The following is a 14,346-nucleotide window of genomic DNA, read 5'->3' as shown; positions in this document are numbered from 1 at the left end:
TGTCTAGCAAACCCGACGCCGCGCTGCGGTTCCACTGCGGCCTGTTGCGCCGCACACGACCGGCGCCTACCTGATCCGGACCGCAACACCAGGTGTTTCACATGACGACCCTCTTCGACCCCATCGACCTCGGCGCGATCCATCTCGAGAACCGGATCGCGATGGCTCCCCTGACCCGCAGCCGGGCGATCGAGGGCGAGGTCCCGAACCCGCTGGCGGTCGAATACTACGCCCAGCGCGCCTCGACCGGCCTGATCGTCTCGGAAGCGACCCAGATCAGTCAGTCCGGTCAGGGCTATCCCAACACCCCCGGCATCTTCACGGAGGCGCAGGTCGAGGGCTGGAAGGCCATCACCGACGCCGTGCACGCCAAGGGCGGCAAGATGGTCGCCCAGCTTTGGCATGTCGGTCGCGTGTCGATCCCCGACTATCAGCCCGACGGCGGGCAGGCCGTCGCCCCCTCGGCCATCGCGGCCGTCGGCAATGCGATGAAGCGTGACTTCTCCCTGACGCCGTTCGAGGTCCCTCGCGCCCTGACGGTGGACGAGATCAAGGGCATCGTCGGCGACTATGTCCACGCCGCCGGGATGGCCAAGAAGGCCGGCTTCGACGGGGTCGAGGTCCACGGGGCCAATGGCTATCTGATCGACCAATTCCTCAAGGACGGCTCGAACCAGCGCGACGACAGCTACGGCGGTACGGTCGAGAACCGCTCGCGGTTCCTGCTTGAGGTGGTCGCCGCCGTGGTCGCCGTGTGGGGCGCCGACCGGGTCGGGGTGCGTCTGTCGCCGTCCAACGGGTCGAACGGAACGCGGGATTCCGATCCGGAGACGATCTTCGTTCATGCAGCCGGCGCCCTGAAGCCCTTCGGTCTCGCCTATCTGCACATCATCGAGGGCGAGCCCGGCACGGCCATGGCTGGCTGGGACGGTGCGCCGAAGCTGGCTGCGAAGATGCGCGAGGCTTTCGGCGGACCGGTGATGCTGAACGGCGGCCTGACCCGCGAACTGGCCGAGAAGGCGATCGAGGAAGGTCGCGCCGATCTGGTCAGCCTGGGCGTCCCGGCCCTGTCCAATCCGGACATCGTCGAGCGCTGGAGGCAGAACGCGCCGCTGAACGCCCCTGACAAGGCCACCTTCTATGGCGGCGGCGCCAAGGGCTACACCGACTATCCGTTCCTGGAGACGGCGGAGGCGTAGGCCTTCAGAACACGTCCGGCTCCGGCGTCTTCGCGCGCCGGGCCGGGCGGTCGCCGATGCGGCTCCAGGCCTCGGCCAGGGCGTCGACGGCCGCCTCAAGCTCCGGCTCGGGGAGGCAGTAGGGCAGGCGGACGAACCGGTCGAAGGCGCCGTCGATACCGAAGCGCGTGCCCGGCGCGATGATGACTCCGGACTTCCGGGACTCCGTGACCAGGGCGCCGACGACCGGGCGGGGCAGGGCGACCCACAGGGACAGGCCGCCGGTCGGGCGGGTCGTCTTCCAGCCCGGCAGAACCTGAGCCAGCCGCGCGTGAAGCACGGCCTCCCGCGCGGCCAGCGCAGCGCGGCGTTCGACGACGGGGGTTTGATCCCCGGCCAGAAGGTGGGCGGCGGCGAGTTGTTCGATCACCGCTGCGCCCAGATCGAGCGAGGCCCGGGCGCGGACGGCGGCGTCGGCGACTTCGGTCTCCGCCCGCATCCAGCCGATCCGGAGACCGCCCCACCAGGTCTTGCTCATCGAGCCGACGCGGACGACATGCGGGCCGGGCGCGGCGGGTGGCGGCGGGGGCGTGTCGAACCAGAGCTCGCGCTGGGTGTCGTCCATAACCATCAGTGCGCCGACGCGGGCGACGGCGACGGCCACCAGCGCTTCATCCTTGGCGGCCATGACGTGGCCGGTCGGGTTCTGGTGCGCGCCCAGCAGATACACGAGTCGGGGCCGGACCCGGTCGATGGTGGCGACCAGACCGTCAATGTCCCAGCCGGCGGGAGTCAGGGCCACGGGCACGGGCCGCATGCCGGCGCGCACGATGGCCTCGATGGCGTGGGGGTAGGTCGGGTGGTCGATCACCACCGCATCGCCCGGTCGCCCGAAGGCGCGCAGCAGGATGGCGAGACCGTTCTGGGCTCCCGCCGTGACCACGATCTGGTCTGGTGTCGTCGGCAGGCCGGCACGATCATAGGCCTCGGCCGCCGCACGTCTGAGCGGGAGGAGACCGATGGGGTCGTAGCCGTGTCCCGGCAGGTGGGCCGGCAACGAGTCCAGCGCTCGCGCATAGGCGGCGTGGACATGCGCCCCGGCGGGAAGGACGGCTGTCGCCATGTTGACGACCTCCGGCCCCGGGGCGACGTGGAACAGGCCTTCGAGACGCTCGGCGCGTCGGAAGGGCAGGGCGGTATAGGTCCCGGCGCCGACGCGACTGGTCAGGAAGCCGTCGGCGCGGAGCCGGTCCATCGCCGCGCTGACCGTGATGCGGCTGACCCCCAGCGCCTCCGCCAGGCGTCGCTCACCGGGCAGGCGGGCGTCGAGCGGCAGGCGGCCGTCGAGCACCAGACCCTTCAGGGCATCGGCCAGGCTGCGCCATGCGACGTCCTTGGTCCCGGACGCACGCCAGTCGCCGAGGTGGCGGGACAGGCTGATGAGGTTGACGACGGACATGAGGCCACCGTCGCCAAAGTGGCTATGGTTTACAAGGCCGGTTGTTCTAGCGTAGCCGCATGTTCATCCGTCGCTTCATCCAGCTCCAGATCGGCCTGCTTCTGTACGGGATGTCGCTGGCCCTCATGGTCCGCGCCGACCTCGGGCTGAATCCGTGGAGCGTCTTCCATCAGGGCCTGTCGGAGATGACGGGGCTCAGCCTCGGGCTGATCGTCAATATCGTCGGGGCTCTGGTGCTGCTGATCTGGATCCCGCTGAGGCAGAAGCCGGGCGTGGGGACGATCTGCAATGTGCTGGTCATCGGCACGGCGGCGGATGTGAGCCTGCATTTCCTGCCGGAGATCCACGGGCTGGGGCTGCAGACCGGATTCCTGATCGGGGCCATCCTGCTGAATGGCGCGGCGACGGGGGCCTATATCGGCGCTGGCCTTGGACCCGGTCCGCGAGACGGCCTCACCACCGGCGGGGTGCGGGTGACAGGTTGGGAGGTTCGCTGGGTGCGGATGGCGATCGAGGGGCTGGTCCTGGTCATGGGCTGGATGCTGGGCGGCACGATCGGCGTCGGCACTGTGGCCTATGCGCTGTCGAACGGGCCGCTGCTGCAGGTCTTCCTGCCGATGTTCGAGATCAGGCCGGAGTCGAAGGTCGTTCCGGCGCCCTCGCCGACCTGACGCCTAGGAGCCGAAGCGGGCGTTCTCGGGCACATCTTCCAGACGGCAGAAGTTCCACAGGTCGTCCTCGGCGGTGTCGACATCGTCACCCAGCCGGGCCTGCCGTTTGATGACGTCCGTGCCGAGCACTTCGTAGGTGACGTTGTAGGCGCCCGCGTCGCCGCCGCGCTCGGTCCTGCAGCGCTGTTCCTCGCCCCAGCTGTTCGGGCCAGTCTGCAGGAACTGGCCGGGTTCGCAGCCGCCATAGTCGATGGTGAAGGCGGTCGGCGTCAGGAAGGCCAGATCGCCCTCGCCGGGCCAGACCTGTTCGCAGTCCTTGTCGCCCCGGACATAGTAGCCGAGCGTCATCGGGATGGGCTCGGGCTCGGTCTGGCCGGGGGCGAGGGTGACGCCGGTGGGACGTTCGGTCCCGGCGGTCTCGCCCAAGAGGTCTTCGAGGGTGCGGTCGGCGGTTGAAGATGGCGGGCGCGTCGTTTGCGGGCGCGCCGCTTGCGGCCGTTCGGCGGCGCTCAGCGGCGGCTGCGCATTGGGGCGAGGCGTCAGGGTCGACTGGGTCGGGGCAGTGTTCAGCGAGCGTGTGGTGGCCGAGCTTTGGCTCTGCTGGGCCGAGGCGGGGCCCGCAAGCAGCAGGGCGCCGGCCGCCAGCGCCAGGGTCGTTCCACAGGTCTTTGTTCGTCCGTTCATGTCGTCTCTTCGATCACGCATCAACGACAGAACGATGGCGAAAGGTCGAGGTTCAGCCGCGAAACGACTGACGGAATGTGACGCCTAGCCGCGTTCCTTCGTCTTGGTGAAGGCGACCTTCGGGAAGCGTTCCATGACGTAGCCGGTCTCCCAGCTGGACTTGGCGAGGAAGACCGGGGCCTGGTCGATGTCGCGGGCCATCTGGCCGCGGTATTTGGACATGAAATCCTCGACGTCGGCCTTGTCGCCCCCCTCGACTTGGGCGATCCAGCGCGCCTCGGCATAGGGGCTGTGCTCGAAGATGACCTCCAGCCCGTATTCCTCGCCCAGACGGTCGGCCATGACCTCGAACTGCAGCTGGCCGACTGCGCCGACGATGAAGTCCGCGCCGATCTCCGGGCGGAACAACTGGGTGACGCCTTCCTCGGCCAGGCCGTCGAGCGCCTTCTTCAGGTGTTTGGCCTTGAGCGGATCCTTGACCCGCACGCGCTGGAGGATTTCCGGGGCGAAGTTGGGCAGGCCGGCGAAGCGGATCAGGCCGCTTTCGGACAGGCTGTCGCCGACGCGCAGCACGCCGTGGTTGGGAATGCCGATCACGTCGCCGGCGAAGGCGTCGTCAGCCAGTTCGCGGTCAGAGGCGAAGAACATGATGGGGGCGTTCACCGACAGCTGTTTGCCGGTGTTCTGGACCTTCAGCTTCATGCCGCGCCTGAAGCTGCCCGAGGCCATGCGGAACATGGCGATACGGTCGCGGTGGTTCGGGTCCATATTGGCCTGGACCTTGAAGACGAAGCCGGTGACCTCGGCATGGCCGGGCTCGACGGTCAGTTCGACGGGAGCGGGGGCGTTGCGGGTCTCGGGCGGGGCTTCCTTGCGCGCCGGCATGGTCTTCGGCGGCGGCGCCCATTCGCCGATCGCGGCCAGCAGTTCGTCGATGCCGAAGTGGCGCAGGGCCGAGCCCCAGAGGACCGGCGTCATATGACCTTCGAGGAAGGACTGGCGGTCGAAGGCGGGATAGCCGCCCTCGACCAGTTCCCGGGCGTCCATCAGGGCCTGAAGCTCGCCCGCTTCGAAATACTCGCCGGCCTCGGCCAGTGGCAGGGCGGCCGGGTGGGGCACGTCATCCTTCGAACCGGCCGGCTTCTTGGCATAGGGCTGGAATTTGCCGGTGCCCATCTCGACCATGCCGCGCAGGCGGTTGCCGCTCTCCGCCGGCCACCAGATCGGGGAGGGATCGAGCTGAAGGCGCGAGGCGATCTCGTCCAGCAGGGCCATCGGGTCCTGGGCCTCGCGGTCCAGCTTGTTGATGAAGGTGATGATCGGGATGTCGCGCAGGCGGCAAACCTCGAAGAGCTTCAGGGTCTGGGGCTCGATGCCCTTGGCGGCGTCCAGCACCATGATGGCGCAGTCGGCGGCGGTCAGGGTGCGGTAGGTGTCTTCCGAGAAGTCCTCGTGCCCGGGCGTATCGAGCAGGTTGAACATCTTGCCGTCGTGCTCGAACGTCATGACCGAGGCGGAGACGGAGATGCCGCGCTCCTTCTCGATCTTCATCCAGTCGGACTGGGTGCGCCGGTTCTCGCCGCGCGCCCGCACCGCGCCGGCCGCCCGGATGGCGCCGCCGGACAGCAGGATATGCTCCGTCAGCGTGGTCTTGCCGGCGTCGGGGTGTGCGATGATGGCGAAGGTCCTGCGGCGCAGGGCCTCCTGTTCGAGGGTCAGTTTCGACATGGGGGCGGGAGGTAGCGCGCGACGGCGTCAAAGTCACGCGGGCGGGCGCGAGGGCTTGCTCTCGAAGGTCCGTCGAGAAGTCGGCGAGAATCCCCTCGCCATGCAGGGTCTTTGGAGTCATCCTCCGATTGCGAGACGTTCCGGACATGAGCCGGACGCCGCAGGGAAGAGGGAAACGGCTATGGCTTTGCTGGATTCAGCACACCGCGTTTCGAAGGTCCGGGCTCCGTCCAAACACTTCACGGAGCGCGAGATTCATCCTGCGATCTGCCTGGCGGCAGGCTTCACCGTGATCATCGGCGCCGCGGCGCTGGTGCATGTGGTGTTCAACGTCCTGATGTAGACGAGCAGGACTTCAGGCGGCCATTCGCCCCCAGACGGCGCGGTCGGCGGCGACGGCGTCCAGCTTGCCCTTGCCGCCGCGCGCGTGAAGCTGGCGCATGACCGTTTCGGGCAGGGCGCAGAACAGGGGCTCGACCAGGGCGGGATCGCAATCGGTCTCGGGCGCCGCGAACAGGGCGGCGTTCACGTCCGGCGAGCGGTCGTGGATCAGCCAGGCCAGGCGACGGGCGCGCTCCGGATCGTTCCGATGCAGCAGCGGGTCCTCGGCGAACAGCTCGCAGCCGAGCTCCATCAGGTAGTCGAAGCCCAGCTTCTCGAACCGGCGCGCATCGGCCGACGTGACCGGAGAGGCCTCGTTCAGGTCGAACACCACGTCGTTCATGAGAAACAGCATATTGGGGCACTCGCCTGACGCCGACGTTTCTCGCCGACGTCGTGAACCTACGCCCCAGTGGTTTTCGGTTCCGTTCCCGAACGTCGTTAAGGATTTGCGACCAGAGCCGGGAGCTCAGTCCTGAACCTTCTCGACGATGAAATGCCGGCCTTGCCGGTCTTCCACCTCGACCACCCAGATGTCCGGGTCATAGGTGCGCTGGCGTTCGATATAGGCGTCCAGTTCGCTTTCAGTCCCGCTGACCGGCTGGATCCACAGACGCTCTCCATCCTGTCCGACGGCTTCCGAATACAGGCGCGCGGTCCGTTCGGACGTATTGTAGGCCTTCACGATCACGGTCCCCGCGCGCATGTCGCCCCGGCGCACGACGGTCGCATTGGCCCCCTCGATCTGGGCGCGGCGGATCAGGGCGCCGACCCACAGGTCTGAGTTCAGAAGCAAATCGGTAACCCTGCTCGGAAACGGGACCGGAACGACGTGGCGCTACGGTGGGCTCATGAGGATAGGCCTTTCGACCCGCACCGCCAGAGCCATGACCGCCGCCGTCCTGATGGCGGCGACGCCGGTGGCGGCGTTCGCCGACGGCACGGGGACCTTCTACGACCGGACCTTCGTCCTGGCCGCGCACGAGAAATGCCGGCTGTTCCGCGCGCCGGTCGCCGGGGCCCTGTCGGCCGCGACCTTGCAATCGCGTGGCGCGGCCCTGCGCGCCGGCACGACCGAGGCGACGCTGCAGGCCACGGCCACCCGGGCAAGGTCGCGGGCGCGTCAGGTCTCCTGCGCCAACCCCGAACTGGCCATGGTGCGCGACCGGGTCGCTGACGCCTTCGCCGGATGGCAGCGAATCCCGCGGATGGATTTCAACGGCGACCACTCCACCTGGACCGCCGACCGCGTTCGACGCGAGGCGGCGACCTGGCGACTGGTGCAGACCTCGGTCACCGGCGCGTCGCCTGTGAGGTTCGGGCTCACCGCGGTTGCACCGGGCTCAGGCAATGTGTCCGGCGGCGAGGCGCTTTCGGCCGTGGTCTCCTTCGTGGGGCGTCCGCGGCCCTATGCGGCGCGGATGGTGATGCGCGACCCGGCCCTGGCCGCCCGCCCGTGGCTGACCGCCGCCGGTCGCGCCGTCCTGCCGCCCGAGAGCGCGCGTCAGGAAGTCTGGTCCTCGGGCGCCGCGCCTGCGGCCGCCACCCTGCTGGCGACCGGCAAGACCCAGGGCGAGACCTGGTATTTCCCCGCGACGGGCGGAGATCGCCTGTCGCGCCTCGACCCTCGCGAACCCTTCCTGATCCAATTCCTGTTCCGAGACGGCAGCGTTGCGACCGCGACCTTCGAGGCCGGGGACTTCGCGGCGGCGCGCGCGTTCGTGGCCTTGGGGACGGTCTAGCCGCCCACGTTCAGGGTGATGATCTCCGCCCCGCCCTCAGGCGCGACGGGACGAACGGGGACCGCCACGGGCATTCGCACGGTCACCGCCGTGCCTTCGCCCAAGGTGCTTTCAAGACTCATCCGGCCGCTGTGCAGTTCGGCCAGGGCGCGGACCAGCGACAGGCCCAGACCTGTGCCCTGGACCTTCTGTTCAACAGCGCCGGCCTGTTCGAACGGGCGGCCGAGACGTATGAGGTCGCGGGCGGCGATGCCGACGCCGGTGTCGGACACGACCAGTTCCAGATACGGGCCGATGACGTCCAGCGTCAGGGTTACGGAACCGCCCGCCGGGGTGAATTTGATGGCGTTGGAGAGCAGGTTCAGCGTGATCTGCTTCAGGGCGCGACGGTCGGCGTCGACGCTCAGGGGCTCGTCCGGGACAAGGCTGTTCAGGCCCACGCCCTTGTCGGTCGCGGTGACGCGGACGAGGGCGACGGCCTCCGACACCACCTCGCGGGCGTCGAAGGTCTCGCGCGACAGCTCGTAGCGTTCGGCCTCGATCTTGGACACGTCGAGGACGTCGTTGATCAGGTCCAGCAGGTGGCCGCCGGCTTCGTGGATGCTGTCGGCATAGTCGGCGTATTTCTGGGGCAGGGGACCGAAGAGGCGCTGGCGCATGATGTCGGAGAAGCCGAGCACGGCGTTCAGCGGCGTGCGCAGTTCGTGGGACATGTTGGCCAGGAAGCGGGTCTTGCCGCTGTCACGGGCCACGGCCTCGGCTCGGGCGGCCTCCAGACCGATCTCGGTGGCGAACTGCCGGGTGGCGTCGAAGGCCTGGGCGATGAGGCGCGGGCCCGTCTCGCCGTCGTCCATGCGGCGCAGGATCAGATTGACGCGGCGGTCCAGCGCGATGCGGGGGGCGAACCGGGCCTGACCTTCCTGACCTGCCACCGCCCGGTCGATGGCGGCGAGGATCGCTGGACGGTCGGGGGCGTGAACAGCGGCGAACAGGCCGGACTGGAACAGGGCCTCTGGGTCCAGAGCAGGCGGGGGCGAGCCGTAGGCGGCCAGGACGCGACCGGACGGCTCGAGCACGAGTGTCAGCGCCGGCTGGGCGGCGAGCAGGGTCTCGACGCGCAGGGTCATGGCCTCGGCGGCATTCAGTTTGGTCTCTCGCAGCCGCCAGGCGAGCCGCACGGCCAGCACGGCCGCGATCATGGCGAGGAGGACGGAGATTGCGGCGGGCAGGGGCTGGCTTTCCGGCGGCCCGACGAACAGGGCGGACAACTGGCCGCCGAGGGCCGCGACGCCCGAGCCGACCGCGCCCGCCTGGGCCAGTTTTACGCCATGGCGGGGTCCGCCGAGCGCCAGAGCCGCCACGAACGGCATGCCCACATAGCCCACAAGCGGCCCAGCCAGTCCGCCGGACAACATGGCTGCGGACAGGGCTGCGAGGGTCCAGACCACCAGCAACAGAGACCGCTCCCCCGTCCCGTCCCGCCACACCAGAGCCAGGCCGGCGAGGCCGGGTACGACCATGGCGGCCGCGCCGAAGATCGCCGAGCCACTGATCCAGCCCAGGGTCGCGCCGGCCACAAGCGACAGGATCGCGCCCACGGCCCAGGCCGCATGCCAGGCCGTCAGCGCCGACAGGCCCTCGCCCATCGCGCGCGTGGGCGGCGGAGAGGCGTCCGGATCGGGGCGGGCGACAGAGGTCAAACAGATGTCCGGGCGGCCGGGGCGAGGGGCCGGGGAGGGGAGCGCGCCGACCGTCGAGACTAGCGTCGCAGCCGAGTCGTCTAAAGCCCGCACCCGCAGGAGGCGACTCGGTCGGGGGCGGCGGGGCTGACAACTGGGGATGGACGGGCCGGTTGTCGTTAATCCGCGCGCGGCCTATCTGGCGGACCATGACCGACCCGGCCGACAAATCCCCCGACAGCATCGACGCGACCCTGGACGAACTGGCCGAAGATTTCGAGGTTCTGGAGGACTGGGAACAGCGGATCGCCTATGTCATCGACCTGGGCAAGGACCTGGCGCCCCTGCCGGACGCCGACCGGACCGAGGCCAACAAGGTGCCGGGCTGCGCGGCCCAGGTCTGGCTGGCGTCCGGGCGCGAGGGCGAACGGCTGACGTTCCGCGCTGACTCGGACAGCGCGATCTCCAAGGGCAATGTGGCCTTGCTGCTGAAGCTCTATTCCGGGCGTCCGGCCCACCAGATCCTCGCCTTCGACGCAAAGGCGGCGCTGGACCGTCTGGGCCTTCCTCAGGCCCTGACCCGGCAGCGGGCCAACGGACTGAACGCCATGGTCGGGCGAATCCGCCAAGAGGCGATGGCGGCCGGCTGATCAGCCGATGCCATAGTGCCGGGCCAGAGTCTGGAGGCCGGCTTTCAGAACCGTCTTTCCCTCGCGCCGCCTGAAGCCCGCCTCCTGTTCGGCGAGCTGCAGGCTGCCCTGGCGGACGCAGACCTGTTCGACGAGGGCGCGCGCTCGGGGATTGATCGATGCGAGGGCGCGGGCCGCGCGACGGCCGGCGGCGAGGGCGCGGTCTCCGGGCTCGACCCGGGCCGACGAGCCGCTGCCGCCCGTGCGGGGCAGGGCGTCCCAGCGCATGGTCATGGATGGACCCGATCGGGCGAGCTCTGCGTCGAGCCTGAGACGTTCGGCGGCCGCGATCTCGGCGGGGGTCAGCCAGGGGCGGCCATCGGCATCTTTGCGACGCGCCAGCCAGGCGATGGGGCTCTCCCCCAGATTGGCGCGGCGCAGGGTCAGGCGGCCGTCGGGTTCCATGATCGCCCTTTCGCCCTCGATGCGGCCGGGTGCGCCGGCGGGATGCGAGACCGTATCGGCGGATGTCGGACGCTCGACCCAGCCGCCGCCAGTGCGCGCCTTGAGGCCGGGGCTTTCGACGAGGACGCGGAAGGTCGCCTCGTTCAGCGTCATCGCCGCGCGCGCCCGGCGGTCGCCGCCGATCCGCAGGGCGTAGCTTCCGTCGGGCGCCGCGATGTCGATCCAGCCCCCTCGTGCCAGCAGGCCGCGGGCCCGCGCCGTCGGGCCGCTCACGCCACCTCCGGCAGGTCGGTGACCGGCGGGGCTTCGCACAGGCCCAGGATGGCCGCCGAAAGCTCGTCGAGGAGGTCGTTCAGGTGGGGCTCGTCGCGCGCCTCCTCCATCCGGGTGCAGGCCCTCGACACAGTCTGGCGGTTCAGGCCGAAGGCGTGACCCACGCGTTCGAGCGACCAGCCCAGCGCCACATGGGCGAGATAGAGCGACACGCGCCGGACCCGCAGCGCCGGCAACGACAGCCGGCTTTTGCGGGTCAGGGTCTCCATCGGAGTTCCCAGACGCATGGCCACCACATGGACGGTCAGGTCGGCCCGGTCGCGATCCTGTGACGGCACGATAATCCGATAGGGTGTGTTCAAGGCGTTTCTCCCAAGCCGATGCGCGACCGCCAGACTAGATGCGGCGGGACACAATGTTAGGAATATGGTCCGTTGCGACGTCAGGATCGGTCGCACCTCCAGTTGTGGCGGGACGGCGATGTTTTTGGTGAAGGCGCATAAGGCGTGCTCGAACGCCCTCTCGCGAAATAATTCGAATCGTTGACTCGCGGAGTCTCGACGCGATTCGCAAATCACCCCAGATTCGCCTTCATGGGGTGGCGTTAATACTTCTTAAGGGTTCGACGGGTTAACTCTCGAACAAGGTTACCCGGACGTAAGCCCCGGGTCATATGGTCTAGCTTTTGCCTGGAGGGGCATGAATGCGCGTTCTGCTTATCGAAGACGATCATGCGACTGCGCAGAGCATCGAGCTGATGCTGAAGTCGGAAGGCTTCAACGTCTACACGACGGACCTGGGCGAAGAAGGCATCGATCTGGGCAAGATCTATGACTACGACCTCATTCTTCTGGACCTGAACCTTCCGGACATGAGCGGCCTGGAAGTTCTGCGCCAGCTGCGCGTCGGCAAGGTCAATACGCCGGTGATGATCCTCTCGGGCTCGACCGAGATCGAGACCAAGGTCAAAACGTTCGGCGGCGGCGCTGACGACTACATGACCAAGCCCTTCCACAAGGACGAGCTGATCGCGCGCACCCACGCCGTGGTCCGTCGCTCCAAGGGTCACGCCCAGGCGATCATCCACACCGGCGAGATCGCCGTGAACCTGGATGGCAAGACGGTCGAGGTGCACGGTCACCGCGTCCACCTGACGGGCAAGGAATACCAGATGCTGGAGCTGCTCTCGCTCCGCAAGGGCACGACCCTGACCAAGGAAATGTTCCTGAACCACCTGTACGGCGGCATGGACGAGCCCGAGCTGAAGATCATCGACGTCTTCATCTGCAAGCTGCGCAAGAAGCTGGCCACGGCCGCCGGCGGCAAACACTATATCGAAACCGTCTGGGGCCGCGGCTATGTGCTGCGCGACCCGTCGGAGACCTCGGCGCCCGCTCCGCAGAGCGCCGCCGCCTGAAAGACCTGATGCCCTGAGGCCGAACGAAAACGCCCGCCGGGAGACCGGCGGGCGTTTTGCTGTCTGTAGCGGCCGGCCGTGTCGGGGTTCAGCTATATCGGTTCGACCCGCACCGCGACCTCGTTGCGGCGCAGCGGCGGCAGGGTCCAGGGCGGGTCGTAGAACCAGACGACAGGCTCCCCGCGCGCCGTCCATCCGCTGCCGGTCAGTCCGGCCAACAGCTCGGCCTTGTGCGTCTCCACGGCGCGCACCGAGCCGACGCCGCTGAACCTCAGCACCGCATAGGTCTGCGCCGGGACGCTGACCAGACGAACGGCCGGGTCGTTCGGCACGGGCAGTTCGTCGATCGCATAGGCCGCCGGCATGAAGAATTGCACTGTCCAGCGGTCAGCGCCGGCCGGCGTCTGGGCCACCGGCGCGGTCATGGCGATCGTCTGGGATCCGGCTGCGCCCGCCTGGGCGACAGGGGCCGTCATCGCGATGGAGTCCCGCCGCGCATTGCCGCCGAAGATATAGCCCGCCAGACGCCGGAAGCCCTGATTGCGGGCCGCGTCACTGTCGCCTGTGACCTCGGTCTCGGCGGCGATCCGCTCACCGTACAGGCGGATGTCGATTGCGCCGACGGTTGCGACGCTTTGATAGTCCGGTTCTTCCGTGCCCGATCTGACTCCGACCGTCGAACAGGCAGTCGTCATCAGGGCCGCACCCACGGCCGCAAGCGCATGTCTCATGATCGAAACCTTGTTGAAGGGGCGGAAGATCGCTGTGTCCATTAACGCACGGATCGACCTTGCGGTGCATCTGCGCTCCATGTCCGCCGGGACGAGCCACGCCAGGCCGCCAGACATCAGCCTGCGCGCATCGCCTCGGCCACGGCAGCGAACATCGGGTTGGGTCGCCCTGCCGCGTCGAACAAGAGAGGGCTGTCCTTGCCGTCGTCACGGGCGTCACGGCGCAACCAGCTGTCGGTGTCGCGCAGACCCCAGACCGTAAAGGCGAAGCGCTGGGCCGGCGGCAGGTCCATGAAGGCCGAGGTCAGTTCGGCGACGCGGGCGGTCTGTTGCTCGATCTTCTGGCGTTGAGAGCGGGTGTCGAAGCGGCCTTCGGAGCGGAGCGAGGCGTCGAGTTCCGAGACATGGATCGGCAGGCCGAACCCGGCGGCCTCACGGAAGAAGGCGGCGGTCTGGCCGGCGGGGATCTCGATGTCGAGGTGGGACTGGGTGCCGATTCCGCCGATGGGGACGCCGGTCTTCAGCAGCCGCTCGACCAGCCGCAGGAAGGTCGAGCCCTTGGTCGGCAGGTTTTCCAGATTGTAGTCGTTCAGGAACAGGACCGCGTCCGGGTCGGCCAGTTTTGCCTGTTCAAAGGCGCGGGCGATATAGCCGTCCTGGCCCAGGGCCTCGGACCACAGGCAGGCGCGCAGGCCGTTGCCGTCCTCCGCCACCGCCTCGTTCACGACGTCCCAGCCGGTTGCGCGGCCGCGATACCGGCCCGCGACGGTGGCGATGTAGCGGTCGTACTCCGCGCGGAACCGCTGCGGGTCCAGTGAGCGGAAGAAGGCCGAGTCCTGCGAGTACCAGATCAGGGTCGTGCCGAAGAGGCGCAGGCCGTGGGTGGTGCAGAAGTCGGCGATCCGGTCGGGCGCGTCCCAGCGGTACTCGCCGGTCTCCGACAGGATGTACTCCATCTTCATCTCCCACTCGGGCGTGAGCTGGGAGACGTGTGTCAGGCAGAGATCGACCCAGGGCCGGTCCTCGAACTGGCCGGTCATGGCCGAGGTCCCGATGGGGAAGGGGGCGAGGGATTTCAGCGGGGTCGCCGCGATGGCTGGCGCGGCGGAGGCGTTCTTCTCACACGCGGCCAGCGCCAGGGCGGAGGCGAGGAGAGCGCGGCGAGAAAGACCCTTCTTTCCTTGCGGGAGAAGGCGGCAGCCGAAAGCTGACGGATGAGGGGTCACGCTGACCTTTCCGACCATCCCTGGCAAAGCTCCCATTTCAAGTCGGGGTGACCCCTCATCCGACTTCGCTTCGCTCAGCCACC

General features: G+C 68.5%; 16 protein-coding genes. 6 read left to right on the top strand and 10 right to left on the bottom strand.

What is annotated here, in order from left to right; genetic code table 11:
* Positions 1–101: 101 nt before the first annotated feature.
* The gene (locus ACW17Y_RS12585) at positions 102–1,199 is read left to right on the top strand and encodes an alkene reductase (protein ID WP_492036033.1); all 1,098 of its coding nucleotides are present in this window, start codon (positions 102–104) and stop codon (positions 1,197–1,199) included.
* Between the two features lie 4 nt (positions 1,200–1,203).
* Here the strand turns inward: ACW17Y_RS12585 and yczR are convergent, their stop codons facing one another.
* Complete coding sequence (gene yczR / locus ACW17Y_RS12580; protein ID WP_492036032.1) at positions 1,204–2,637, bottom strand: MocR-like transcription factor YczR; 1,434 nt, start codon at positions 2,635–2,637, stop codon at positions 1,204–1,206.
* A gap of 59 nt (positions 2,638–2,696) precedes the next feature.
* Here yczR and yczE point away from each other — a divergent pair, with 59 nt between their 5' ends.
* On the top strand, positions 2,697–3,308 hold the full coding sequence (gene yczE / locus ACW17Y_RS12575) for a membrane protein YczE (RefSeq protein ID WP_492036031.1): 612 nt from the start codon (positions 2,697–2,699) through the stop codon (positions 3,306–3,308).
* A gap of 3 nt (positions 3,309–3,311) precedes the next feature.
* Here the strand turns inward: yczE and ACW17Y_RS12570 are convergent, their stop codons facing one another.
* Entirely contained in the window at positions 3,312–3,992 is a 681-nt protein-coding gene (locus tag ACW17Y_RS12570; RefSeq protein WP_492036030.1) for a hypothetical protein, read from the bottom strand.
* A gap of 84 nt (positions 3,993–4,076) precedes the next feature.
* Positions 4,077–5,720 carry a peptide chain release factor 3 gene (locus ACW17Y_RS12565; RefSeq protein WP_492036029.1) on the bottom strand — a complete coding sequence of 548 codons (1,644 nt, stop codon included), beginning with the start codon at positions 5,718–5,720 and terminating at the stop codon, positions 4,077–4,079.
* A gap of 181 nt (positions 5,721–5,901) precedes the next feature.
* Between ACW17Y_RS12565 and ACW17Y_RS12560 the strand changes: the two genes are divergently transcribed.
* Positions 5,902–6,063: a hypothetical protein gene (locus ACW17Y_RS12560; RefSeq protein ID WP_492036028.1), complete on the top strand. Its 162-nt coding sequence runs from the start codon at positions 5,902–5,904 to the stop codon at positions 6,061–6,063.
* A gap of 12 nt (positions 6,064–6,075) precedes the next feature.
* Here ACW17Y_RS12560 and ACW17Y_RS12555 read toward each other — a convergent pair whose 3' ends face one another.
* Positions 6,076–6,456: a hypothetical protein gene (locus tag ACW17Y_RS12555; RefSeq protein ID WP_492036027.1), complete on the bottom strand. Its 381-nt coding sequence runs from the start codon at positions 6,454–6,456 to the stop codon at positions 6,076–6,078.
* A 114-nt stretch (positions 6,457–6,570) separates the two neighbouring features.
* The gene (locus tag ACW17Y_RS12550; protein ID WP_492036026.1) at positions 6,571–6,897 is read right to left on the bottom strand and encodes a DUF1491 family protein; all 327 of its coding nucleotides are present in this window, start codon (positions 6,895–6,897) and stop codon (positions 6,571–6,573) included.
* A 91-nt stretch (positions 6,898–6,988) separates the two neighbouring features.
* Here ACW17Y_RS12550 and ACW17Y_RS12545 point away from each other — a divergent pair, with 91 nt between their 5' ends.
* Entirely contained in the window at positions 6,989–7,843 is an 855-nt protein-coding gene (locus ACW17Y_RS12545) for a hypothetical protein (RefSeq protein ID WP_492036025.1), read from the top strand.
* On the opposite strand, the gene ACW17Y_RS12540 is transcribed toward ACW17Y_RS12545, so the two are convergent.
* Positions 7,840–9,543 carry a sensor histidine kinase gene (locus tag ACW17Y_RS12540; protein ID WP_492036024.1) on the bottom strand — a complete coding sequence of 568 codons (1,704 nt, stop codon included), beginning with the start codon at positions 9,541–9,543 and terminating at the stop codon, positions 7,840–7,842. The two genes, ACW17Y_RS12545 and ACW17Y_RS12540, sit on opposite strands and share 4 nt — an antisense overlap.
* Before the next feature lie 188 nt (positions 9,544–9,731).
* Between ACW17Y_RS12540 and ACW17Y_RS12535 the strand changes: the two genes are divergently transcribed.
* Positions 9,732–10,172, top strand: coding sequence for a SufE family protein (locus ACW17Y_RS12535; RefSeq protein WP_492036023.1), 441 nt, complete (start codon positions 9,732–9,734; stop codon positions 10,170–10,172).
* Here the strand turns inward: ACW17Y_RS12535 and ACW17Y_RS12530 are convergent, their stop codons facing one another.
* Together ACW17Y_RS12530 and ACW17Y_RS12525 are read right to left on the bottom strand one after the other, a co-directional pair.
* On the bottom strand, positions 10,173–10,889 hold the full coding sequence (locus ACW17Y_RS12530) for a DUF6456 domain-containing protein (protein ID WP_492036022.1): 717 nt from the start codon (positions 10,887–10,889) through the stop codon (positions 10,173–10,175).
* Positions 10,886–11,251 (bottom strand): chromosomal replication initiator DnaA, encoded by a 366-nt coding sequence (locus ACW17Y_RS12525; RefSeq protein WP_492036021.1) that lies wholly within the window; start codon positions 11,249–11,251, stop codon positions 10,886–10,888. The genes ACW17Y_RS12530 and ACW17Y_RS12525 overlap by 4 nt, the downstream gene beginning before the upstream one ends.
* Positions 11,252–11,592: 341 nt before the next feature.
* On the opposite strand from ACW17Y_RS12525, the gene ctrA reads away from it, so the two are divergent.
* Entirely contained in the window at positions 11,593–12,306 is a 714-nt protein-coding gene (ctrA, locus tag ACW17Y_RS12520; protein WP_426036717.1) for a response regulator transcription factor CtrA, read from the top strand.
* Between the two features lie 92 nt (positions 12,307–12,398).
* Here ctrA and ACW17Y_RS12515 read toward each other — a convergent pair whose 3' ends face one another.
* Positions 12,399–13,037, bottom strand: coding sequence for an SOUL family heme-binding protein (locus tag ACW17Y_RS12515; protein WP_492036020.1), 639 nt, complete (start codon positions 13,035–13,037; stop codon positions 12,399–12,401).
* A 116-nt stretch (positions 13,038–13,153) separates the two neighbouring features.
* On the bottom strand, positions 13,154–14,263 hold the full coding sequence (locus ACW17Y_RS12510; RefSeq protein ID WP_492036019.1) for an endo-1,4-beta-xylanase: 1,110 nt from the start codon (positions 14,261–14,263) through the stop codon (positions 13,154–13,156).
* Positions 14,264–14,346 lie beyond the last annotated feature (83 nt).

Source organism: Brevundimonas sp. AVps7 (assembly GCF_058681545.1).
This window is presented reverse-complemented; position numbering and strand designations above follow the sequence as displayed.